This is a genomic window from Micromonospora sp. DT43 (genome assembly GCF_049841645.1).
In the GTDB taxonomy this organism is placed as follows: domain Bacteria; phylum Actinomycetota; class Actinomycetes; order Mycobacteriales; family Micromonosporaceae; genus Micromonospora.
The window spans coordinates 15,213-37,146 of the sequence record NZ_JBNCKR010000008.1; the positions used below are offsets into that span (position 1 = coordinate 15,213).

20 protein-coding genes, 1 tRNA gene and 1 pseudogene are annotated in these 21,934 nt (G+C 72.2%); 18 read left to right on the forward strand and 4 right to left on the reverse strand.

Annotated elements, in window-relative coordinates; translation table 11 throughout:
* The first annotated feature begins 54 nt into the window (after window positions 1-54).
* From ACLQ26_RS19905 to ACLQ26_RS19930, 6 genes are all read left to right on the forward strand, one after another.
* Window positions 55-921, forward strand: a complete 867-nt coding sequence (locus tag ACLQ26_RS19905) for a hypothetical protein (protein ID WP_425745841.1) — start codon at window positions 55-57, stop codon at window positions 919-921.
* A gap of 4 nt (window positions 922-925) precedes the next feature.
* Window positions 926-2,620 carry a murein biosynthesis integral membrane protein MurJ gene (gene murJ / locus ACLQ26_RS19910; RefSeq protein WP_425745842.1) on the forward strand — a complete coding sequence of 565 codons (1,695 nt, stop codon included), beginning with the start codon at window positions 926-928 and terminating at the stop codon, window positions 2,618-2,620.
* Window positions 2,621-2,651: 31 nt separating this feature from the next.
* The gene (locus ACLQ26_RS19915; RefSeq protein ID WP_425745843.1) at window positions 2,652-3,809 is read left to right on the forward strand and encodes a glycosyltransferase family 4 protein; all 1,158 of its coding nucleotides are present in this window, start codon (window positions 2,652-2,654) and stop codon (window positions 3,807-3,809) included.
* On the forward strand, window positions 3,809-6,256 hold the full coding sequence (locus tag ACLQ26_RS19920) for a hypothetical protein (RefSeq protein WP_425745844.1): 2,448 nt from the start codon (window positions 3,809-3,811) through the stop codon (window positions 6,254-6,256). The genes ACLQ26_RS19915 and ACLQ26_RS19920 overlap by 1 nt, the downstream gene beginning before the upstream one ends.
* A gap of 163 nt (window positions 6,257-6,419) precedes the next feature.
* The gene (locus ACLQ26_RS19925) at window positions 6,420-8,171 is read left to right on the forward strand and encodes a CTP synthase (RefSeq protein WP_425745845.1); all 1,752 of its coding nucleotides are present in this window, start codon (window positions 6,420-6,422) and stop codon (window positions 8,169-8,171) included.
* Entirely contained in the window at window positions 8,168-8,773 is a 606-nt protein-coding gene (locus ACLQ26_RS19930) for an NUDIX domain-containing protein (RefSeq protein ID WP_425745846.1), read from the forward strand. Before ACLQ26_RS19925 ends, ACLQ26_RS19930 begins: the two co-directional genes overlap by 4 nt.
* Window positions 8,774-8,860: 87 nt before the next feature.
* On the opposite strand, the gene ACLQ26_RS19935 is transcribed toward ACLQ26_RS19930, so the two are convergent.
* Entirely contained in the window at window positions 8,861-9,169 is a 309-nt protein-coding gene (locus tag ACLQ26_RS19935; protein WP_425745847.1) for a TM2 domain-containing protein, read from the reverse strand.
* 245 nt (window positions 9,170-9,414) lie between these two features.
* On the opposite strand from ACLQ26_RS19935, the gene ald reads away from it, so the two are divergent.
* From ald to ACLQ26_RS19980, 9 genes are all read left to right on the forward strand, one after another.
* Complete coding sequence (gene ald / locus ACLQ26_RS19940; protein ID WP_425745848.1) at window positions 9,415-10,530, forward strand: alanine dehydrogenase; 1,116 nt, start codon at window positions 9,415-9,417, stop codon at window positions 10,528-10,530.
* Between the two features lie 14 nt (window positions 10,531-10,544).
* On the forward strand, window positions 10,545-11,537 hold the full coding sequence (locus ACLQ26_RS19945) for a site-specific tyrosine recombinase XerD (RefSeq protein WP_425746052.1): 993 nt from the start codon (window positions 10,545-10,547) through the stop codon (window positions 11,535-11,537).
* Window positions 11,538-11,718: 181 nt separating this feature from the next.
* On the forward strand, window positions 11,719-12,642 hold the full coding sequence (locus ACLQ26_RS19950; RefSeq protein ID WP_030487987.1) for a ParA family protein: 924 nt from the start codon (window positions 11,719-11,721) through the stop codon (window positions 12,640-12,642).
* Window positions 12,643-12,683: 41 nt separating this feature from the next.
* Window positions 12,684-13,796, forward strand: a complete 1,113-nt coding sequence (locus tag ACLQ26_RS19955; protein ID WP_425745849.1) for a segregation and condensation protein A — start codon at window positions 12,684-12,686, stop codon at window positions 13,794-13,796.
* Window positions 13,789-14,721: an SMC-Scp complex subunit ScpB gene (gene scpB, locus ACLQ26_RS19960; protein WP_425745850.1), complete on the forward strand. Its 933-nt coding sequence runs from the start codon at window positions 13,789-13,791 to the stop codon at window positions 14,719-14,721. The genes ACLQ26_RS19955 and scpB overlap by 8 nt, the downstream gene beginning before the upstream one ends.
* Window positions 14,708-15,478 carry a pseudouridine synthase gene (locus tag ACLQ26_RS19965; RefSeq protein WP_393301336.1) on the forward strand — a complete coding sequence of 257 codons (771 nt, stop codon included), beginning with the start codon at window positions 14,708-14,710 and terminating at the stop codon, window positions 15,476-15,478. The genes scpB and ACLQ26_RS19965 overlap by 14 nt, the downstream gene beginning before the upstream one ends.
* A 196-nt stretch (window positions 15,479-15,674) precedes the next feature.
* Window positions 15,675-16,355 carry a (d)CMP kinase gene (cmk, locus tag ACLQ26_RS19970; RefSeq protein ID WP_425745851.1) on the forward strand — a complete coding sequence of 227 codons (681 nt, stop codon included), beginning with the start codon at window positions 15,675-15,677 and terminating at the stop codon, window positions 16,353-16,355.
* A 156-nt stretch (window positions 16,356-16,511) separates the two neighbouring features.
* Window positions 16,512-17,918, forward strand: a complete 1,407-nt coding sequence (gene der, locus ACLQ26_RS19975) for a ribosome biogenesis GTPase Der (protein WP_425745852.1) — start codon at window positions 16,512-16,514, stop codon at window positions 17,916-17,918.
* Between the two features lie 191 nt (window positions 17,919-18,109).
* A tRNA-Pro gene (locus tag ACLQ26_RS19980) sits at window positions 18,110-18,183 on the forward strand.
* A gap of 114 nt (window positions 18,184-18,297) precedes the next feature.
* On the opposite strand, the gene ACLQ26_RS19985 is transcribed toward ACLQ26_RS19980, so the two are convergent.
* Window positions 18,298-19,569 carry a tyrosine-type recombinase/integrase gene (locus tag ACLQ26_RS19985; RefSeq protein ID WP_425745853.1) on the reverse strand — a complete coding sequence of 424 codons (1,272 nt, stop codon included), beginning with the start codon at window positions 19,567-19,569 and terminating at the stop codon, window positions 18,298-18,300.
* A 108-nt stretch (window positions 19,570-19,677) separates the two neighbouring features.
* Here ACLQ26_RS19985 and ACLQ26_RS19990 point away from each other — a divergent pair, with 108 nt between their 5' ends.
* Complete coding sequence (locus ACLQ26_RS19990; RefSeq protein ID WP_425745854.1) at window positions 19,678-19,905, forward strand: hypothetical protein; 228 nt, start codon at window positions 19,678-19,680, stop codon at window positions 19,903-19,905.
* Here the strand turns inward: ACLQ26_RS19990 and ACLQ26_RS19995 are convergent.
* Window positions 19,899-20,168 carry a helix-turn-helix transcriptional regulator gene (locus ACLQ26_RS19995; RefSeq protein WP_425745855.1) on the reverse strand — a complete coding sequence of 90 codons (270 nt, stop codon included), beginning with the start codon at window positions 20,166-20,168 and terminating at the stop codon, window positions 19,899-19,901. The genes ACLQ26_RS19990 and ACLQ26_RS19995 overlap by 7 nt on opposite strands.
* A gap of 444 nt (window positions 20,169-20,612) precedes the next feature.
* Here ACLQ26_RS19995 and ACLQ26_RS20000 point away from each other — a divergent pair, with 444 nt between their 5' ends.
* Together ACLQ26_RS20000 and ACLQ26_RS20005 are read left to right on the forward strand one after the other, a co-directional pair.
* On the forward strand, window positions 20,613-21,065 hold the full coding sequence (locus ACLQ26_RS20000; protein ID WP_425745856.1) for a hypothetical protein: 453 nt from the start codon (window positions 20,613-20,615) through the stop codon (window positions 21,063-21,065).
* A gap of 207 nt (window positions 21,066-21,272) precedes the next feature.
* A complete protein-coding gene (locus ACLQ26_RS20005) occupies window positions 21,273-21,461 on the forward strand; it encodes a hypothetical protein (RefSeq protein ID WP_425745858.1) in 189 nt (62 codons plus the stop codon).
* Window positions 21,462-21,692: 231 nt separating this feature from the next.
* Here the strand turns inward: ACLQ26_RS20005 and ACLQ26_RS20010 are convergent.
* Window positions 21,693-21,922: pseudogene (locus ACLQ26_RS20010) on the reverse strand (IS110 family transposase); the annotation flags it as partial.
* Window positions 21,923-21,934 lie beyond the last annotated feature (12 nt).

The following is a 21,934-nucleotide window of genomic DNA, read 5'->3' on the forward strand; positions in this document are numbered from 1 at the left end:
ACGTACCCCCGTGTCCGGAACCGACGCGACCCTGCGCCCGAGCGAGGTGGCGGCGTGAGGATGCTGGGCCGGCTGTTGATCGCCGGCGCCGGCGCGGCCGCCGCCCGGTACGCGCTGCGCGAGGTGCGGACCGCCCCGGTGGGGCCGGCGCTGGAGCGCACCAACTTCCGAGGCCGGACGGTGACGCTCGCCGCCGGGCCGGCGCTCGCCGCCGGTGCGACCGCCGCGGGCGTGTTCGGCGCCACCAGCGCCGCCTCCGGTGGCGCTGCCCTGGTCGCGGGCCTGGGCGCCGGGGGTGTCGGGCTCTACGACGACGTGGTCGGGGCCCGCCCGGAGCAGAAGGCGGCCAAGGGCTTCGCCGGGCACCTCGCCGCGCTGCGGGAGGGTCGGGTCACCGCCGGGCTGGTCAAGGTCATCGGGGTGGGCGCCGCCGGGCTGGGCGCGGCAGCGCTGCTCGCCGCCGACCCCCGGGTCGCCGCGCACCCGCGCCGCCAGCGCCACGGCGCCCTCGGCCGGGGTATCGACGTGCTGCTCGGCGCCGGGGTGATCGCCGGCACCGCCAACCTGCTCAACCTGCTCGACCTGCGGCCCGGTCGGGCCATCAAGTCCGGGCTGCTGCTGGGCGTGCCGCTGGCCGGCGGCCCGCACGGCGGGATCGCCGCCGGCGCGGTCGGCGCGGCGGCGGGCCTGCTCCGCGACGACCTGTCCGAGGACGTGATGCTCGGCGACAGCGGCGCGAACGCGCTCGGCGCCCTGCTCGGCGTGGCGCTCGCCGCCCGCAGCGGCCCGCTCGGCCGAGCCGGTCTGCTCGCCGTGCTCACCGGGCTGACCGCCGCCAGCGAGAAGGTCAGCTTCACGGCGGTGATCCAGCGGACCCCGGGCCTGCGGCAGCTCGACGCACTGGGCCGACGCGCCGACTGACGACGTGACCAGACCGGCACCCCTCGCCGGCGCCGGCCGGCTGGCCGGGGCAGCCGCGCTCATCGCCGTCCTCACCGTGCTCAGCCGGCTCGCCGGCTTCGGCCGTACCGCCGTGTTCACCTGGAGCCTCGCCCCGACCGACCTCGGCGGCGCCTACGTGGTGGCCAACGCGGTCCCGAACTTCATCTTCGAGATCGTCGCCGGGGGAGCGCTGGCCAGCCTCGTCGTACCGCTGCTGGCCGGGGCGGTCGAGGCCGGCGACCGTGCGGCGATCGCCCGGACCACCGGCGCGCTGCTGAGCTGGACCCTCGCCCTGCTGGTGCCGCTCGCGCTGCTCGTGGTGCTGTTCGCCGGCCCGGTGGTGGAGTCGCTGGGCCACCACCTGACCGCCGCCCAGCAGCAGAGCGGCGTACGGATGCTGCGGGTCTTCGCGCCGCAACTGCCGCTGTACGGCGTCGGCATCGTGCTCACCGGGGTGCTCCAGGCGCACCGGCGCTTCGCCTGGCCGGTGCTCGCCCCGCTGCTGTCCAGCCTCACCGTGGTCGTCGTCTACCTGGGGTTCACCGCCACGCAGGGGCGGTACGCCACCGTCGCCGGGGTGAGCCCCGGCGGCGAGGTGCTGCTCTCCGGCGGCACCACCCTCGGTGTGGTGGTGCTGTCGCTGTCGCTGCTCATCCCGGTCCGCCGGCTGCGCCTGGGGTTGCGGCCCGGGTTCGGGTTCCCCGCCGACGCGCGGGCCCGGGTCGGCGGGTTGGCGGTGGCGGGCGCGGTCACCGTGACCACGCAGCAGATCGCCCTGATCGTCAGCCTGAACCAGGTCACCGCGGGCGCGCGCAGCAACCCGGGCGTCTACAACCTGGCGCAGACCGTCTACCTGCTGCCGTGGGCGGTGCTGGCGGTGCCGCTGGCCGTCGCCGCCTATCCGACCCTGGCGGCGGCGCGGTCGGCCGGCGACGAGGACGGCTACCGGGCGACCCTGGCCCCGGCCGTACGGGGAGTGCTGCTGTTCAGTTGTCTCGGCGCGGCCGCGCTGGTCGGGACCGCGGGGCCGGTCGGGCACTTCTTCTTCCCCGCGTCCACGGCGTCCACCGCCGCCGCCGCGATCACCGGGTACGCCCCGGGCCTGGTCGGCTACGGACTGTTCGCGATCCTCACCCGGGCGCTCTACGCCCGGGGCGAGACCCGGGCGGCGACCGCCGCGACCGCCGTCGGCTTCCTGGTGGTGCCGCCCGCCGTCCTGGCGCTCGGTGCGATCCTGCCGTTGCGCGACCGGGTGCTCGCCGTGACGTCCGCCAACTCGGTGGGCATGCTGGTGCTCGGCGTGTTGCTCGTCACGGCGGTGCTGCGCAGCGCCGGCCGATCGGCGCTGGCCGGCGCGGCCCGGGCCGGCGCGGCCGGTGGCCTCGCCGGGCTGCTCGCCGCGCTCGCCGGTCTGGGCGTGAGCCGCTGGCTCGACAGGTTGGACGGCGGCACCCCGACGACGCTCGCGGCACTCGGTCAGGGCATGCTGTCCGGGGTTGTGGTCGGTGTCGTGTTCCTCGTCGTGGTCTGGTTCGTCGACCGGCGGGACGTACGGCCGCTACTGACCGGGGTGGTACGCCGCCTCGGCCGGCGAGGGCCGCGGGGCCGGGCCGGCACGTCGACGCCGGGCGCGGTCCCCCCGGAGCGGGGCGACGGGAAGGAGACGGCGGTTCGGTGAGCGTTGTCAACGGGAACCGGCGGTGGCCGGAATGACGGAAACCAGCGGTTGGCGAGGTTCGGTGGCGCTGCTGCTGGCGTCCAGCACCGGCGGGGTCGGCCAGCACGTCCGCTCGGTGGCGCGCGGGCTCGTCGCGTCCGGTGCCACGGTGCTGGTCTGCGGGCCGGCGTCCACGCAGGAGCAGTTCGACTTCACAGGTGTCGGCGCGCGTTTCCAGCCGGTGGAGATCCCGGCCAGCCCGACCCCGGCCGACGCGCGGGCGGTGCTCGCCCTGCGGCGGGCGCTCGCCGCCGCGCGTGTCGACGTGGTGCACGCGCACGGTCTGCGCGCCGGTCTCGTCGCCGTGCTGGCCCGTCCCTCCGCCCCGGTGGTCGTGACCTGGCACAACGCGGTCCTCGCGGGCGGCCTGCGCGGCGGCGTCTCGCGACTCGTCGAGCGGGTGGTCGCCCGGGGCGCACGAGTGGCTCTCGGCGCGTCCACCGACCTGGTCGAGCGGGCCGCCGCGCTGGGCGCCGTCGACGCCCGACTCGCCCCGGTCGCCGCCCCGACGTTGCCCGCTCCGCGTCGACGCCGCGCCGCCGTCCGCGCCGAGTTCGGCGTACGACCGGAGCAGCCGTTGATCCTCTCGGTGGGACGGCTGCACCCGCAGAAGCGCTACGACGTGCTGATCGACGCGGCGGCCCGCTGGCGTACGCGTACCCCACCGCCGGTCGTGGTGATCGCGGGGAGTGGCCCGGCGTACCTGCCGCTGGCCGCGCGGACCTCCGCGGCCCGCGCACCGGTGACCCTGCTGGGGCACCGCACCGACGTGGCCGACCTGCTCGCCGGCGCCGACCTGGCGGTGGTCACCAGCGACTGGGAGGCCCGGCAGTTGTTCGCCCAGGAGGCGATGCGGGCCGGCGTACCGCTGGTGGCGACCGCGGTGGGTGGCCTGCCGGAGCTGGTCGGTGACGCCGCCGTGCTGATCCCCGCCGGCGACGTGGACGCGGCCGACGCGGCGGTGCGCGCGCTGCTGGACGACCCGGCGGCACGGGCCGAGCTGGGTCGGCGCGGCGCCGAGAGGGCGGCGACGTGGCCCACGGAGACGGACACGGTGGGAGTGCTGGCGGCCCTCTACGCCGAGCTGGCCGCCCGACCGATCGGTCCGGCGGCTCCGGGCTCCGACGCGCCGATGACGGGACACCGGTGATGCTGCGTCGACTCGCTCCTGCCCTGTTGACAGTGCTCGTGGTGGTGTTGGGCGTCACCGCGTTGGCCGCCCGGCCGCCCCAGGGCACTCCGCAGCGCACCGCCGACTTCGTGGTGCTGGTCGGGATCGCCGGGCTGCGCTGGGAGGACGTCGACCAGCAGAGCACCCCGACGTTGTGGCGGATGGCCCAGGACGGCTCGATCGGCTCCCTGTCGGTGCGGTCCGCGCACCGGCCCACCTGTCCGGTGGACGGGTGGCTGACCCTCGGCGCGGGCAGCTTCGCCGCGTGGAACGGCACCCGGCCCGCCGGTGGCTGCCCGCCGGCAGGCGTGGCCGTGGAGCAACCGGACGGGATCGGCGCGAACCTGCCCGACCAGGAGAGCGTGGTCCAGTACAACCAGCAGCGGCTGCCCTGGGGCACCATGCCCGGGTCGCTGTCGGAGTCGGTGCGCTGTTCGGTCGCCGTGGGTCCGGGCGCCGCCGTGGCCGCGGCCCGCCCGTTCGGCCGGGTCGACAGGTACGCCGCGGGTCTGCCCGCCGATCCGCGCAGGCTGCTCGGCTCGTGCGTGCTGAGCATCGTCGACCTCGGCACGGTCGAGGGGACCGACCCGGCGGAACGTGCCGTGCAGGCGCGGGAGGCCGACGCCCAGTTGGCCCGGGTGCTGGCCGCCCGGCCGCAGCGGTCGTTGGTGCTGGTCGCCGGGATCTCCGACACCGAGCAGCCGTCGCGGCTGCACGTGGCGGTCGCCGACGGGCCGGGCTGGGAGCGGGGTTGGCTCACCTCGGCCAGCACCGGCCGCGACGGTTACCTGCAACTTGTCGACCTCGCGCCGACGGCGCTTGCCGCGCTGGGCCGACCGATGCCCGAGCGGCTGTTCCTCGGCCGGCCGGCGGTCAGCACCGGCGGCCGCCCGGCCGACCTGATGGAGGCGACGAACGCGCCTGCGGATGCCGACCGGGAGGCGGCCGCCCAGCGGGCCGTCTCCGGCCGGTTCTTCGCCCTGCTCGCCGGGCTGCAGGTGCTGCTGGCCCTGGCGGTACTGCCGTTGCTGCGCCGAGCCCGACCGCACGCAGGACCGACCGGCCCGTCCCCGGTGTCCGCCCGCGTCGTGGCGGTGGCGGAGTTGCTGCTGGTGGCGGTCGCGTTGACAGTCCCCGCCGCGCTGCTCGCCGATGCCGTTCCCTGGTGGCGGGGCGAGCACCCCGGATGGATCTTCGGCGGTGTCACCGTGCTGCTTGTCGCGGGGGGCACCGCGGCGGTCCGGTTCGCCCCCGGGTACGCGAGCACCCTCGGTCCGTTCGGCGCGGTGGCCGGCCTCACGACCCTGGCCGTCGGGCTGGACGTGCTCACCGGGTCGGGCCTCCAGCTCAACAGCGTCATCGGCTACTCGGCGTTGCAGGGTGGCCGGTACGCCGGGCTGAGCACCGTCGGGTTGGGGGTGTTCCTCGCCGGCGCGCTGGTGACCGGCGGGTGGTTCGCCCAGCGGGTGCACCGCCGCTGGCGGCCCGCAGTGATGGTCGCCGTGGGTGGCCTGGCAGTGGTGGTGGTCGGCAGCCCGTACCTGGGCGCGGACCCGGTCGGCGCGATCGCCTTGACCGCCGGGCTGAGCGTGGCCGCGGCCATCAGCGCCGGCGGCTGGCTGACCATCACCCGACTGGCCTGGGCGACCATGGCCGCCCTGGCTGTCGGCATCGGCTTCGCCGTGGTGGACCTGCGGCGGCCGGCGGCCGAGCGGGGGAGCCTGGGCCGGTTCCTGTCCGCGATGGGCGACGGCACCGGCGGGTTCACCGTGCACCGGTCCAGCACGGCGAACTTCGAGACGTTGGTGAACAGCCCGTTGACCGTGTTGGCGCTGGCCGGTGGGCTGCTGGTGTGGTTCGTCCTGCTGCAGCCGTGGGGCGGGCTGATGCGGCTGTTCGGCATCTACCCGGCGATGCGGGCCGCGCTGGGCGGCACGGCGGTCGCGGCGGTGCTCGGTGGCGTGCTCGACGGCGCGGCACTGGACGTGGCGGGCGCGGCTGCCGCCCTGGTGGTGCCGATGGCCACGCTGGCGTCGCTGCGGGTCCTCGGGCACGCCGCCGACCGCACCCGGCCGGGCACGGGCCGCGCCCGGGAGAACGAGGCCGACGACGACTCGGGCTCCGGGGGCGACGGTCCGGCCGGTGGGGGTGACGGCCCGACCGGTGGTGGTGGTCCGCTGGGCGCGGGTCATCCCCGGCCGATCGGCGGTCCACCCACCGCGCCTCCACGAGCTGTCGTGCTGCCCTCGGGCCCCGACGACGCGCCCGCGGCCCCTCCGGTGGCCGACGGGCCCGCGCAGCCGCCTCCGGGGCGCCCGGCGACGGGCGCGGCGGCCGGTACGTCTCCCGCGCCGGCGCAGCGGCGCCCGACGGACAGACCGGACACGTCGGTCACCCGGCCATCGACCGAGGTTTCCGCCTCCTGACCGCCGGGCGTCGTCCCGGTGGTCAGGCGCTGTCCCGCCCGGGGTGCGGCCTGCGAGTACCCGCCGGGGAGGTGTTACCGTGGAATCCCGTGGATCGCGTGATCACTTTGCTGATCGAGCACGGCGGTCTGCATGACCGCGACAGACGACACGGGAGCAGGCCTTGGCCCCATCAGCACGGACGACCAGGCACATTTTCGTCACCGGGGGCGTCGCCTCCTCGCTGGGTAAGGGCCTCACCGCCTCCAGCCTCGGCAACCTGTTGACCGCGCGCGGGCTGCGCGTGGTGATGCAGAAGCTCGACCCCTACCTCAACGTCGACCCCGGGACGATGAACCCGTTCCAGCACGGCGAGGTCTTCGTCACCGAGGACGGCGCCGAGACCGACCTCGACGTCGGGCACTACGAGCGTTTCCTGGACCGGGCGCTGTCTGGCAAGGCGAACGTCACCACCGGCCAGATCTACTCCGACGTGATCGCCAAGGAGCGCCGGGGGGAGTACCTGGGCGACACGGTCCAGGTCATCCCGCACATCACCAACGAGATCAAGTCGCGGATCCTGGCGATGGCCGACCCGGACGACGACGGCGTCCTGCCCGACGTGGTCATCACCGAGGTCGGTGGCACCGTCGGCGACATCGAGTCGCTGCCGTTCCTGGAGGCGATCCGCCAGGTCCGCCACGACCTGGGCCGGGACAACTGCTTCTACCTGCACGTGTCGCTGGTGCCGTACCTGGCGCCGTCGGGCGAGCTGAAGACCAAGCCGACCCAGCACTCGGTGGCGCAGCTGCGCAACATCGGCATCCAACCGGACGCCATCGTGCTGCGCTGCGACCGGGAGATCCCGGTGAAGCTCAAGGAGAAGCTGTCGCTGTACTGCGACGTCGACACCGAGGCGGTCGTGGCGGCCCCGGACGCCCCGAGCATCTACGACATCCCGAAGGTGCTGCACCGCGAGGGGCTCGACGCGTACGTGGTGCGCCGGCTCAACCTCTCGTTCCGGGACGTGGACTGGGCGAGCTGGGACGACCTGCTGGAGCGGGTGCACCGGCCCCGGCACACGGTCACCGTCGCCGTGGTCGGCAAGTACGTCGACCTACCGGACGCGTACCTGTCGGTGAGCGAGGCGATCCGGGCGGCCGGTTTCGGTCACCGGGCGCGGGTGCAGCTGCGCTGGGTGCCCAGTGACGAGTGCGTCACCCCGGCCGGCGCCGCGGCGGCCCTGGCCGGCGTGGACGGCATCCTCATCCCGGGCGGGTTCGGGGTGCGCGGCATCGAGGGCAAGATCGGCACGGCCCGGTACGCCCGGGAGAACGGCATCCCCCTGCTCGGTCTCTGCCTGGGCCTGCAGTGCATGACGATCGAGGTGGCCCGGCACCTGGCGGGCCTGGACGGCGCCAACTCGCTGGAGTTCGACGAGCAGGCCGCGCACCCGGTCATCGCCACCATGGCCGACCAGGAGGACATCGTCGCCGGCAAGGGCGACCTGGGCGGCACCATGCGGCTCGGGGCGTACCCGGCGACGTTGACCGAGGGTTCGATCGTCGCCGAGGCGTACGGCAGCACCGACATCAGCGAGCGGCACCGGCACCGCTACGAGGTCAACAACGCCTACCGGGACGCGCTGACCAAGGCGGGCCTGCACATCTCCGGCACCTCCCCGGACGGCCGGCTGGTCGAGTTCATCGAGCTGGACCGGGATCTGCACCCGTTCTTCGTGGCCACCCAGGCGCACCCGGAGCTGAAGAGCCGCCCCACCCGCCCGCACCCGCTGTTCGCGTCGTTCGTCAAGGCCGCCGTGGCGTACTCGCAGGCCGACCAGTTGCCTGTCGACCTGGAGGCCGCTTCGGAGGCCCCGTCGACGCGCAAGGCCGCCCGCAACGGCGCCGCCACGAAGGCGACGTCCGCGTCGTGAGCAACCTGGAGCACCGCTACGAGGTGCGTTCCCGCGAGGAGCGCTACCGGGGCCGGATCTTCGACGTGGTCAGCGAGGAGGTGACCATGCCGGGCGGCGGGACCGCGCAGCGTGACCTCGTCCGGCATGTCGGGGCGGTGGCCGTGGTGGCCCTCGACGACGCCGGTCAGGTGGTGCTGATCCGGCAGTACCGGCACCCGGTCGGCCGGCACCTGTGGGAGCTGCCGGCCGGGCTGATGGACGTCTCCGGTGAGGAGTTGCCGGCGGCCGCGTTGCGGGAGTTGGCCGAGGAGGCCGATCTCACGGCCGGGCGGATCGACGCGCTTGTCGACCTGCACAGCTCGCCGGGTTTCACAAACGAGCTGGTCCGGGTCTACCTGGCCCGGGACCTGGCCGACGTGCCGGTGTCCGAGCGCCACGAGCGCCACGACGAGGAGGCCGACCTGCAGGTCGTCCGGATGGCCCTGGACGAGGCGGTCGACATGGTCCTGGCCGGGGAGATCACCAACGCGTCCGCGGTGGCCGGTCTGCTCGCCGCCGCCCGCGCCCGGGACACCGGTTTCACGTCTCTGCGCCGGGCGGACGCGCCGCTGCCGCGCTGAGCGCCGCCGCCGGTCCAGCATCGGCAGGGTGTACGACGAAAGGGGCCCCGCGGTCAACCGCGGGGCCCCTTCGCCGTGTCTGGTCTATCAGTCGCGCAGCGGCCGGCCCTGCGCGTCCGTGCCGCCGTTGACCAGGATCAGAATGCCGTCGATAACGCCCCAGAGCGCGCCGACACCGCAGGTCACGATGCTCACGACGAGCTGAAGAACGGCGATCTTGGTGTGTCCGGTGTAGAACCGACCGGCCCCGAAGGTGCCGAGCAGGATGCCGAGGATGCCCGCGACGACCTTGCTCTTGTCGGAGTAACCCGGGGCGTACCCGGGCTGCTGGTAAGGAGGAGTGGTCATGGGCGGACACACTAGTGATCCACTCGCCCGCTGTCCGTACCGCCACACGGCAGATGGGACGATAATGGGCGAACACTGTCCTGACGGATGAGGTGACGTCCCACCGCCGGCCGGTTCGGCGCCCTGACACTCCGTCAGGTCACCCGGGCACCGGATGCCACTGTGCTGGCTCCCGGCGGGGCCGGGCGCGCCTAGACTGCCGCCGGCGGGACCGGTGGACCGCGACGGCAACGGGGCCGTCGTGGCACCGAGCAGTCGGGGGGAAGCAGCCCCCGAAGAGAGGTGTCTGCATCGTGAAGGTCGGAATCCCACGCGAGGTCAAGAACCACGAGTACCGCGTGGCGATCACGCCGGCGGGCGTCAACGAGTTCACCCGCAGCGGCCACCAGGTCTTCGTCGAGTCCGGCGCCGGCGTCGGCTCCAGCATCACCGATGAGGAGTTCGCCGCGGCGGGCGCCACGATCCTGGCCACCGCCGACGAGGTGTGGGACACCGCCGAGCTGGTGCTCAAGGTCAAGGAGCCGATCGCCGAGGAGTACCACCGGATGCGCGAGGGGCAGGTGCTCTTCACCTACCTGCACCTGGCCGCCTCCAAGGAGACCACTGACGCGCTCGTCGACCGCAGGGTCACCGGCATCGCGTACGAGACCGTCGAGCTGCCCGACCGGTCGTTGCCGCTGCTCGCCCCGATGTCCGAGGTGGCCGGCCGGCTCGCCCCACAGGTCGGCGCCTTCTACATGATGCGTACCGGCGGCGGGCGTGGTGTCCTGCCCGGCGGCGTCTCCGGCGTCTACGCGGCGAAGACCGTGGTCATCGGCGCCGGCGTCTCCGGCATGAACGCCGCCGCCATCGCGCTGGGCCTGCAGTCCGAGGTGCTGCTGCTGGACAAGAACGTCGCCCGGCTGCGCCAGGCCGACGCCATCTACCGGGGTCACCTGCAGACCATCGCCTCGAACGCGTACGAGGTCGAGCGGGCCGTGCTCGACGCCGACCTGGTCATCGGCGCGGTGCTGGTGCCCGGCGCGAAGGCCCCGACGCTCATCTCCAACGAGCTGGTCTCGCGGATGAAGCCGGGCAGCGTGCTCGTCGACATCGCCATCGACCAGGGCGGCTGCTTCGAGGACTCGCACCCCACCACGCACGCCGACCCGGTCTACAAGGTGCACGAGTCGATCTTCTACTGCGTGGCGAACATGCCCGGCGCGGTGCCGAACACCAGCACCTACGCGCTTACCAACGTCACGCTGCCGTACGCCCTGGAGCTGGCCAACCACGGCTGGCGCGAGGCGCTGCGCCGCGACCCGGCCCTCGCCCTGGGCCTGAACACCCACGACGGCCAGGTCACCTACGGCCCGGTCGCCGAGGCGCACGGCATGAGCGTGCTCCCGCTGGCCGACGTCCTGGCCTGAGGCGGGGTGGCGGTCTGAGCGGGGTCGCGCAGCAGGCCGGCGTGGGCGCGGAGCCCGCGCCGGCCCTGCGCCGTGCCGTCCGCGGCTACCTCGACCACCTGACCGTCGAACGCGGCCTGTCCGCGAACACCCTCGCCTCGTACCGCCGGGATCTGGATCGTTATCTCACGACCCTGGCCGACGCCGGCGTCGCCGACCTCGCGTCGGTAGGCGCCGGCGTCGTCGAATCGCACCTGACCCGACTGCGCGCCGGCGACGACGACCATCCGCCCCTTGCCGTGTCCTCCGCGGCCCGCGCGGCCAGCGCGGTCCGTGGCCTGCACCGCTTCGCGCTGCGCGAGGGGCTGGCCGGCGCCGACCCCAGCCGCGACGTCCGGCCGCCCACCCCGCCGCGCCGGCTGCCCCGCGCGCTGGGAGTCGACGACGTGGTCCGGCTCCTGGAGACCGCGGGCCCGATCACCGCGACCGGCGAGGACGCGCCGCTCGCGCTGCGCGACCGGGCGCTGCTGGAGTTCCTGTACGGCACCGGCGCGCGGATCTCCGAGGCGATCGGCGCCGCGATCGACGACCTCGACACCGACGAGGGCACCGTCCTGCTGCGCGGCAAGGGCGGTCGGGTGCGGCTGGTGCCGATCGGCGGGTACGCGGTCGACGCCGTCCGCGCCTACCTGGTCCGGGCCCGCCCCGGGCTCGCCGCCGGCGGCAGGGGCACCCCCGCGGTGTTTCTCAACGCGCGCGGCGGTGCGCTGTCCCGGCAGGGCGCCTGGGCCATCCTGCGCCGCGCCGCCGGGCGGGCCGGCCTGCCGATCGAGGGCGCCGCCGCGGTCTCCCCGCACACCCTGCGCCACTCGTACGCCACCCACCTGCTCGACGGCGGCGCCGACGTGCGGGTCGTGCAGGAACTGCTCGGCCACGCCTCGGTGACCACCACCCAGGTCTACACCCTCGTCACCGTCGAGCGGCTGCGCGAGGTGTACGCGACAGCCCACCCACGTGCCCTCGGCTGAACCCCGGCGGCCGTCGGCTCCGACACGCCGGGCCGGTGCCGAACGCCCTGCTGGTCGGTGGCGTACAGTCGGCATCGGCGCGGACCTCCTGGGGCGACACGACCGGGGTGCGCAGCGGCGCCGCGAAGGACGTCGGACGGCTCCGACGCCGGGTGGGTCGTCGGGAGGGGGCAACGAGGACATGGCTGGCAACGGTGACCGTGCCGAGACCTGGACGTCGGAGCTCCGCGAGCAGCAGGCCACGCTCGGCGCGGACCTGGGTCCGGCGGACCCGGCGGCCTACACGATGCGCAAGCCGATCCCCGAGCCGATGCCCACCGATCGGCACGGCCCGGCGCGCATCATCGCGATGGCCAACCAGAAGGGTGGCGTCGGCAAGACCACCACCACCATCAACCTGGGCGCGGCGCTCGCCGAGTACGGCCGCAAGGTGCTGCTCGTCGACTTCGACCCGCAGGGCGCGCTCTCGGTGGGCCTGGGGGTCAACCCGCACAACCTCGACCTGTCCATCTACAACCTGCTCATGCAGGACGACATCATCGCCGAGGACGTCGTCATCAAGACCGACGTCGCGGGGCTGCACCTGCTGCCGGCAAACATCGACCTCTCCGCCGCCGAGATCCAGCTCGTCAACGAGGTCGCCCGGGAGATGGCCCTGGCCCGGGTCCTGCGCACGGTCCGCAAGGAGTACGACTACATCCTGATCGACTGCCAGCCCTCACTGGGCCTGCTGGCGATCAACGCGCTGACCGTCGCGCACGGCGTGCTCATCCCGCTCGAATGCGAGTTCTTCAGCCTGCGCGGCGTGGCGCTGCTGCTGGACACCATCGACAAGGTGCGCGAACGGCTCAACTTCGACCTGGAACTCGAAGGCATCCTCGCCACCATGTACGACAGCCGCACCACCCACTGCCGCCAGGTGCTCCAGCGGGTGGTCGAGGCGTTCGGCGACAAGGTCTACCAGACGGTCATCACCAAGACGGTGAAGTTCCCCGAGTCCACCGTGGCCGGTGCGCCGATCACGACGATGGACCCGGCGTCCTCCGGGGCGCGCAACTACCGTCAGCTGGCCCGCGAGGTGATCGCCGCCCAGTCGGAGCGGTAGCCGGAACGTCAGGTGCCCGCCTCGTGGACTACGGTCGTCCGGTGACCGCGCCACCCCTCGACCCGCTGGCCGGGCCGCACGAGGTCGCCGCTCCGACGGTGGCCGCCGAGCTGGCCGCGGAGGTCGACGGCGTGCTGACGACCGAGGCGGCGCTCACCGACGCCGCGCCCCCCGCCGAGACGTCCGGCTTCACGGTGCGGCTGGCCAACTTCACCGGCCCGTTCGACCTGCTGCTGCAACTGATCGGCAAGCACAAGCTCGACGTCACCGAGGTGGCCCTGCACACGGTCACCGACGAGTTCATCGCCTACATCCGGGCCATGGGCGACAACTGGGACCTCGACGAGGCAAGCGAGTTCCTGCTCATCGCCGCGACCCTGCTCGACCTGAAAGCGGCCCGGCTGCTGCCCGCCGCCGAGGTGGAGGACGAGGCGGACCTGGCCCTGCTGGAGGCACGCGACCTGCTCTTCGCCCGGCTCCTGCAGTACAAGGCGTACAAGGAGGCGGCCTCCCACATCGCCGAGCTGGAGGCGGTCGGCGGTCGCCGGTACCCCCGGGCGGTCAGCCTGGAGCCCCGCTACGCCGAGGCGCTGCCCGACCTCGTGCTCGGCATCGGCCCGCAGCGGCTGCTGAAGCTGGCCGTGCGGGCGATGACGCCGAAGCCCGTGCCGGAGGTGTCCATCGCCCACGTGCACATGGTCCGGGTCAGCGTCCGCGAACACGCGGCGATCCTCGCCGCCCGGCTGCGCCGGGCCGGCACGGCGACGTTCTCCCTGCTCTGCGCGGACTGCGAGGCCACCCTGGAGGTGGTGGCGCGGTTCCTGGCGCTGCTGGAGCTGTACCGGGAGGGTCTGGTGGCCTTCGTGCAGGAGCAGGCCCTGGAGGAGCTGACCGTGCGCTGGACCGGCCCGGTCGACGGCGAAACCGACCTGCACGTCGACGAGTACGCCGGCACCCCCGCCGACCCCGAGCCGGTGCCGGTGCCGGTGCCGGGATCGGTCCCGGGGTCGGTGTCCGACGGCTCGGAGTCGGCGGTGGTCGGGTCGGAGCCGGTGTCAGACGAGCCTGAGTCGGTGGTGGTCCGACCGGAATCGGCGGGGGAGGCCCGAGGGGCGGGCGGGACGGGAACGACGGAGGGTGAGCGGGATGAGTGACGAGGAACGCGGGGACTCCCTGGCCGACCAGGCCGCCGCCTGGGTCCCCCCATGGAACCGCGCCCGCCCGCCAGCCCCCACCGCCACGGCTCCCGAGGCCCCCGAGGCCGACCGGCCGACACTCTCCCCCGTCGCCGCTCCACCGTCGGCCCCCAGAGATCTTGGTAGCAAACTGCCCCTCCAGGGGCCGAAATCGTCCAAGATCTCTGAGGAGTCGATCGAATCGCTTGAGCCCGGTGAGCTTGACGAGGCCGGTGCGGCGGTCGGGTCGGCTGGGGCTGGGGCTGGAGTGGGGGAGCCGCGGGCTGGGGGCGTACCCCGGCGGGAGGGTGTGGGGCGGCGGCGGGTGACGGTTGCGCCGGAGCCCGCGCCCGACCTGCCCGACGCCGAGCTGCGCGGCGCGCTGGAGGCGATCCTGCTGGTGGTGGACGAACCGGTAAGCGAACTGGTCCTGGCCCAGGTGCTGGAGCAGCCCGCCGAGCGGATCGGGCCGATGCTCGACGAGATCGCCGCCGGCTACACGGCGGCCGGGCACGGCTTCGAGCTGCGCCGGGCGGCGGGCGGTTGGCGGTTGTACACGCGGCCGGAATACGCTACGTACGTCGAGCGGTTCGTCCTGGACGGGCAGTCCGTGCGGCTGACCCAGGCGGCGTTGGAGACTCTGGCCGTGGTCGCGTACAAGCAGCCGGTGACCCGGTCGCGGATCTCGGCCATCCGGGGTGTCAACTGCGACGGCGTCATCCGTACGCTTGTCACTCGCGGCCTCGTCGAGGAGTGCGGCGCCGAACCGGACAGCGGGGCGTTCCTCTACCGGACCACCACGCTGTTCCTGGAGAAGCTCGGGCTGAACACCGTCGACGAGCTGCCACCCCTCGCACCCTTCCTGCCCGACGACGTAGAAGAGCTTGCTGATGCGACCCGATAACCGTTCCCCGAAGTCCGACGCCCCCGTCTACGAGGGGGCGGAGCGCCTGCAGAAGGTGCTCGCCGCCGCCGGCGTGGGTTCCCGGCGTGCCTGCGAGGACCTGATCTTCCGGCGCCGTGTGACGGTGGACGGGCGTGTCGCCAAGCTCGGCGACAAGGTCGACCCGGCCACCTCGGTGATCCACGTGGACGGGGAGCGCCTCCAGGTCGACATCCGCCTGGTCTACGTGGCGATGAACAAGCCGCGCGGCGTGGTCACCTCCATGGCGGACGACAAGGGCCGCAACGAGCTGGCCGAGTTCATCGGCAACCGGGTGGAGCAGCGGGTCTACCACGTCGGGCGGCTCGACGCGGACAGCGAGGGCCTGCTGCTGCTCACCAACGACGGCACTCTCGCGCACAAGCTCATGCACCCCTCGTACGAGGTGCTCAAGACCTACCTCGCCGAGGTGGTCGGGCCCATCCCGCGCAACCTGAGCAAGCGGCTGCTGGCCGGCGTCGAGCTGGAGGACGGGCCGGTCAAGGTCGACTCGTTCAGGGTGGTGGACACGCTTGGTAAATCCGCCCAGGTGGAGCTGAGCCTGCACGAGGGGCGCAAGCACATCGTCCGACGGCTGATGGAGGAGGTCGGACACCCCGTCACCCGGCTGGTGCGTACCGCGATCGGGCCGATCCGGCTGGGTGAACTGCGCACCGGGCGGATCCGGCGGCTGACCAACGCGGAGGTCGCCGCCCTGTTCCACGCGGTGGGTGACTGACCCCCGAGTTCGGGGTACGGCTGCCGGTAGGCTCGCGACGGCCGGGTACGCGGCCGCCGAAGGTGGCGTGGGTCGCCTCGGGCGGCGTCGCGCGTGGGTCCGCCACGGACCCCGGGCATGATTGATGACGATTGACAAACCGCTTGCGGCGCCAGAGCACCGGGCGATCCGTGAGGTACGGGCTGAGGAGGACACGGTGGAGGAAAACGTACGGGCCAGGCGATGTGTGGTCGCTGTGGACGGGCCGTCCGGTTCGGGTAAGTCCACCGTGTCACGGCGGCTCGCCGTCGGGATCGGTGCGCGCTACCTGGACACCGGGGCAATGTACCGGGCGATCACGTGGGCCGTGCTGCGCTCCGGCGTGGACCTGACCGACACCGCGTCGGTGGCGAAGGTGGCCGGCGAGGTCAAGCTGCACATCGGCACCCACCCGCAGGGGTACGCCGTGACCGTCGACGGCGTGGGCGTGGACGCGCACATCCGGGGCCCGGAGGTGACCGGGGCGGTCTCCGCCGTGGCCGCCGTGCCGGCGGTCCGTGAGCTGCTGGTTGCCCGGCAGCGCGAGATGATCGCCAACGCCGGTCGGATGGTGGTCGAGGGCCGCGACATCGGCTCGGTCGTGGCTCCGGACGCCGACCTGAAGGTCTTCCTCACCGCCTCCGAGGCGGCGCGTGCCGCCCGGCGCAGCGCCGAGGACGCCGCCGACGTGGCGGCCACGGCCGCCGACCTGGCCCGCCGGGACCGGCTCGACTCGACCCGCAAGGTCAACCCGCTGGCCCAGGCGCCGGACGCCGTCGTGCTGGACACCACCGAGCTGGGCATCGACGAGGTCGTCGCCCGGCTGCGTGACCTGCTCACCGAGCGGGGAGTGGCATGAGCGAGCGTAGCGAGCGAATCATCGGGCTCAGCGCGGTTGTGCCTCATGGCGGTCCGGAGCGAAGCGGAGGAGCGGCATGAGCGAGCGTAGCGAGCGAGTCATCGGGCTCAGCGCGGTTGTGTCTCATGGCGGTCCGGAGCGAAGCGGAGGAGCGGCATGAGCAACGATGGTGGTGGCTGGGTCGAGCTGCGCGAGCCCGACGTCATCGTTGAGGAGCCGACCGGCCCGCAGCCGGTGGTGGCAGTGGTGGGCCGCCCCAACGTGGGCAAGTCCACACTTGTCAACCGCATCATCGGTCGTCGGCAGGCGGTCGTCGAGGACGTCCCCGGTGTGACCCGGGACCGGGTGCCGTACGACGCGCAGTGGAACGGCCGGTCGTTCACAGTCGTGGACACCGGCGGTTGGGAACCGGACGCGAAGGACCGCGCCGCGGCCATCGCGGCGCAGGCCGAGACGGCGGTGGTCACCGCCGACGTGGTCCTCTTCGTGGTCGACTCGATGGTGGGCTCCACCGACGTGGACGAGGCCGCGGTGAAGATGCTGCGGCGCAGCGCCAAGCCGGTGATCCTGGTGGCGAACAAGGCCGACAACACCTCCATCGAGATGGAGGCGACCTCGCTGTGGTCGCTCGGCCTCGGTGAGCCGTTCCCGGTGTCCGCGCTGCACGGACGTGGCTCCGGTGACCTGCTGGACGCCATCCTCGCTGCGTTGCCGGAGGCCCCGGCGATCGTGGAGAACCGGCCGCGCGGGCCGCGCCGGGTGGCGCTTGTCGGTCGGCCGAACGTGGGCAAGTCCAGCCTCCTCAACAGGTTCTCCGGCGAGGAGCGGGCAGTCGTCGACTCGGTCGCCGGCACCACTGTGGACCCGGTGGACAGCCTCGTCGACATCGGCGGTCAGACCTGGCAACTCGTCGACACGGCCGGCCTGCGCAAGCGGGTCGGCAAGGCCAGCGGCACCGAGTACTACGCCAGCCTCCGTACCGCAGGCGCGATCGAGGCCGCCGAGGTGGCCGTGGTGCTGCTGGACGCCAGCGAGCCGATCAGCGAGCAGGACCAGCGGATCCTGACGATGGTGACCGAGGCGGGCCGGGCGCTCGTCATCGCGTTCAACAAGTGGGACCTGGTCGACGCCGACCGCCGGTACTACCTGGACAAGGAGATCGACCGGGAGTTGCGCCGCATCCCCTGGGCGATCCGGCTGAACCTGTCGGCGATGACCGGCCGCGCGGTGGACAAGCTGGCCCCGGCCCTGAACAAGGCCCTCGCCAGCTGGGAGACCCGGGTGCCGACCGCGCACCTCAACCAGTGGCTGACCGCGCTGGTGCAGGCCACCCCGCACCCGGTGCGCGGTGGTCGCGCGCCGCGCATCCTGTTCGCCACGCAGGCCGGGGTGGCGCCGCCGCGGTTCGTGCTCTTCACCACCGGCCCGCTGGACGCCGGCTACCAGCGCTTCGTCGAGCGCAAGCTCCGCGAGGAGTTCGGGTACGAGGGCAGCCCCATCGAGATCTCCGTACGTCCCCGCAAGAAGCTCGGCCCCGGCGGCCGTGGCAAGGCGCACGGCTGACCTGTTCTGCTTGTTGAAATGCCGGATGGGCCATCGCGGTCCATCCGGCATTTCTTCACCCCACCCTCCTAGGACGCTGTAGGGGGTGTGCGGTGGTTCGCGCCTCGCACGACCCGGGTGGGGCCTGTGCGGACGGCCGGCAGGTGCTGCGCTAAGCTTTAGCGGCTGTCGCGGGGGAAACCGCGCGGGGGCGGGACGTGGCGCAGCTTGGTAGCGCACTTGACTGGGGGTCAAGGGGTCGTCGGTTCGAATCCGGCCGTCCCGACAGAGTATCGGCAGGTCAGGGGCCTTGATTCACTTCGGTGAGTCGGGGCCTTTTGCCGTTTCGTCTCACAACTTCTCACGTACGCACGTACTGCTGAATTTCAGGCCGTTCGAGTCACCCGAACAGGCCTGATTCGAGGTGCTCTGCCGCCACCTTGAGGTGGCTGCTGTCGGGGTGGACGTAGACCCGTTTGGCGAGCGTGCCGCCGTCGGCGTGGCCGGCCCAGGCCGCCAGCACGACATCGGGTACTCCGGCGCCGGCGAGGTAGGTCAGGCAGGCGTGCCGCGCGTCGTACGGCCGGACCTTCCGGATCCCGACCTTGGCCATCAACTCGTACACCCGGCGGCGGAGCCAGTCGGTGCGCTGCGGCTGGCCGAGTTCGTTGACCAGGACGTAGCCGCTGTCGACGTAGGCGTTACCGGCCTTCAGGCGCTCCTTCTTCTGCAGGGTGTGGAACGCCTTGAGCGCCTTCGTTACCGTCGCGGGCATCGGCAGACCGCGCTTGCCAGCCGCCGACTTGGCTTCCTTCTCCTCGATCTCACCGTCGACGAGCGTCCGGGTGTTGTCCCCGGCCGCGATCGTGCCGGCCTCGAAGTCGACATCGGACCAACGCAGCCCGCACACCTCGGCCGGTCGGAGGCCCATCAGCGACAGCAGACAGGCTGCGTAGAGGCGTTCGCCCGTGATGCCGGTCAGGAACGCCTTCACCTCCTCTTGGGTCCAGGGCTTGCGCTCAGCCTGCGCCTCGGCTGCGGCCTTCGTGGCTGCTCTGGGGATGGCGACGAACGCAGCGACGTTGCGGACCACGAGCTGACGCCGAACCGCCACGTTCAGCGCGGTTCGAAGGCGGCCGAGCGTCAGGCGCACTGACCGGACACCGAGCCCCGTTCCCGGCTTGCCACCACGTTTCCGGCCCTCCGTCAGCATCCAGTCGATCAGAGCCTCGATGTCGGCCTCGGTGACGTCCTGGAGTGGCTTGCTGCCAAGTCGGACGCGGACCGGCAACAGCGCATCGCGGTAGTTGGCGGCGGTGGCCTTCTCGACATCGCGGGTGGCGGACGTCAGCCATTCATCGAGAAAGTCGTTGACCCTGATCTTGCCGGGTTTGACGTACGTGCCGCGGTCAGTCTCGTGCTTGATCCGGGCGTACTCCGCCTTGGCCTCCTTCCTGGTGTCGAAGGTGTACGTCCGCTGGTCCCGACGTCCGTCCGGCTTGCGTCCGACGTCGAGGACGAACCGGTAACGGGTCTTGCCGCTTCGAAGCGTGATCTTCTTGATCGGGTCCGAGGTGCTCATTCTGCTGCTGCGCCTTTCGTGGAGGGGGTCTTCGTCGGGGCCTGCGACGGGGACGATGCGTCTTCGAATGGTACCGAAAATTGGTACCAAATTCCGGCCCCGGCGTCCGACTCATGGCGAATGGCGATAGGCGATGTGAGATGTGGGACCCTCGACTCGTCATGCGGCCGTTCGATCTGCTTCCCGAGGAGTTGAGGTATGCCGCGACAGCGCCCTGTCGCTGACAACCTGCCGCCGTTGCCGGCGCGGGAGAAGCGGGATCAGCAGGTCAAGATCAGGCTGACGCCGTCGGAAATGGAGAAGTTGGGTGTGCTGCGGCCCGACCTGACCCCGCCCGGGATCGTCGCCTTGCTCGTTGACGATGTGCTCACCGGTCGGTACCGGCCGGCATGGGCTGCCACTGCGCCAGACGATGGACCTCAGTGATCGGCGTAGCGCCGCTCTGTCTGTTCCGGACGATCATCACGGACAGTCGTGGGCTGGCGGTCGACGCCGACGAGCCGGAGTAAATCTGCCGTGCGCACGCGGTACGAGGTTCCAATCCGAAGTACCGGGCAGGGGAAGGCGTTGCTCTTTGCCAGGTCGTAAGCCTTTGTGCGGCCAACTCCGAGAGCGCGGGCGGCGGTCGCCAGGTCGATCATCGCAGGAAGTTGCAGTAGCTCGTCCTGGTTGAAACTGCTGGTGGTCATCACCCTGCTCCTTCGGTCGAGGGGAGCGGACGCCAGGGGCGTCTGGCTGGAGAGGCACGGTCTGGCAGACCTCGACACGACCATCCGGTTCGGGCGTTGCTCGTAGCGCTACCCGTTCCTGGTAGCGGCGTTCCCGGGAGCGCCGGTAACACGGCTTGCGCCCCAAGGTCGGGCCGTGTTTCCTCGCCGTTCTGTCCCTGGCCCTTAGCCGTCTTGCTTCGTGAATCCGGCGACGATTCCGAATGGCGCTGACGCCGCGTACGGGCCGCGGAAGGCATCAGACCGCCACCGCTGGCGTCGGAACTCCTGGGGCGCGTTCCTCGGAAACAGCAGCCAACGGGCCGGGTGCCGGCGTGACGCCGCTTGGCAGCGGTCGGAAACGCCTCGTCTGAAACCTGACGCCGGTGCGGTAGCCAACGGGCTGCCACCGGTGGAGGAGACGGGATGACGAAGCGCGTCGACGGCGGGTTTGGATGCAGTTGGCGCGACGATGCTGCGCCCGACATGGGTCTCGACGCTCAGGGAGGTTGGGTGCTCGATGTTGGCGCTCTGGTGGCGTTCGCGAGGTCGGACATGTTCGTCAGCGCCCTGGTCGCATCGTGCCGTCGGCGCGGGCAGACGGTGCTGATCTGCGACACGAGTCTCGCTGTGGCGATGCAGGCAGTACCCGAGCAGCACGACCGTCTCGTGGATCTGTGTCAGGAGCCGAACACGTGGTTTGCGAAACTCGCCGCCGCTGACAGTGACGCGGTCGCGGCTCTCCTGCCGGCGGCCAGCGGGGACATCGGTCTTGCCCAGGTGGTCTACGAGGCCGCACGGCGCGGCTACGCCGTTCTCTCGGATCGGCGCGCCAGTGTGCTGGCGATCGATGGATCACTTCTCGTTGAGGTTGCGTAGCGAGGACCCTGTCGAGCTCGGGATACGCCTCGATCGCGTTGACTCGTCCAACAGAGTCGTGTCCGGCGGGCAGGTGTCGGCCGGACTACCGATGCTCCTATGGGTCAAGTCGATCGGCAGATCGACCGATCTCCCGGTTGGCCATCGTCCCGTGGCCATCCAAGCGACGAGATCGTCGTCGATGTTCCCGCTTGCTACGGTGACGGCATGCCGCGCTATCTGAATGTCGTCTACCTGTTGATTCTTCTTGCGCTGGTGGTCGTGGGATTCGTCTGGGACGCGCCTACCGGAGTCAAGGCATTAGTGGGCGTAGTGGCCATGGCCCCTGTTGCGGTGGCCATCCTCGTGACTGACCGCCGACGGCGCGAAGGCCAACCGATAGACAGCGTGAAGTGAACGGTGGGGCTGTCAGGCCGGGACTGCCCTGACCGCGGTCGCAAGATTCCTGAACCGTTCGCGAAGACGATCACCGGTCGGAAGGTCTGCCCGGATTGCGCCAACGCGCTGATCATGGGATCCGCCGCAGGCGCGATCACCGGGGATGTCGAGTCCGGGTACGGCGTCTGTGCGATGCTCATGCGCAAGGTCGGACGCTCCGGCTGACCGCGCGGCGGTCTGTCCGTCGGCGGTGAGTGCCCAGAAGACTTCGTGGGCGAGGTAGCGCTTGAGGCAGCGGATGATCTCGCGTTTGGTCTTTCCCTCGGCGATGCGTCGGGCCGGGTAGGCGCGGGTGCGTTCGTCGTAGCTGAGCCGGCCCAGGGCCAGGACGCAGAGGGCGCGGTTGGTGTCTCGGTTGAGCCGGTGCCGGTTGGTTTGCCGGACGAGGCCGGGATCGGCGCGACGCCGCACAGGTGTGCGTGGGAACGCGG

Coding starts and splice junctions, on each gene's coding strand:
- ACLQ26_RS19915 (WP_425745843.1), top strand. CDS start 2,652: ATGACGGAAACCAGCGGTTGGCGAGGTTCGGTGGCGCTGCTGCTGGCG.
- ACLQ26_RS19990 (WP_425745854.1), top strand. CDS start 19,678: ATGCCGCGACAGCGCCCTGTCGCTGACAACCTGCCGCCGTTGCCGGCG.
- ACLQ26_RS19965 (WP_393301336.1), top strand. CDS start 14,708: ATGCGACCCGATAACCGTTCCCCGAAGTCCGACGCCCCCGTCTACGAG.
- ACLQ26_RS19950 (WP_030487987.1), top strand. CDS start 11,719: ATGGCTGGCAACGGTGACCGTGCCGAGACCTGGACGTCGGAGCTCCGC.
- ACLQ26_RS20000 (WP_425745856.1), top strand. CDS start 20,613: ATGACGAAGCGCGTCGACGGCGGGTTTGGATGCAGTTGGCGCGACGAT.
- ACLQ26_RS19995 (WP_425745855.1), bottom strand. CDS start 20,168: ATGACCACCAGCAGTTTCAACCAGGACGAGCTACTGCAACTTCCTGCG.
- ACLQ26_RS20005 (WP_425745858.1), top strand. CDS start 21,273: ATGCCGCGCTATCTGAATGTCGTCTACCTGTTGATTCTTCTTGCGCTG.
- der (WP_425745852.1), top strand. CDS start 16,512: ATGAGCAACGATGGTGGTGGCTGGGTCGAGCTGCGCGAGCCCGACGTC.
- ACLQ26_RS19920 (WP_425745844.1), top strand. CDS start 3,809: ATGCTGCGTCGACTCGCTCCTGCCCTGTTGACAGTGCTCGTGGTGGTG.
- scpB (WP_425745850.1), top strand. CDS start 13,789: ATGAGTGACGAGGAACGCGGGGACTCCCTGGCCGACCAGGCCGCCGCC.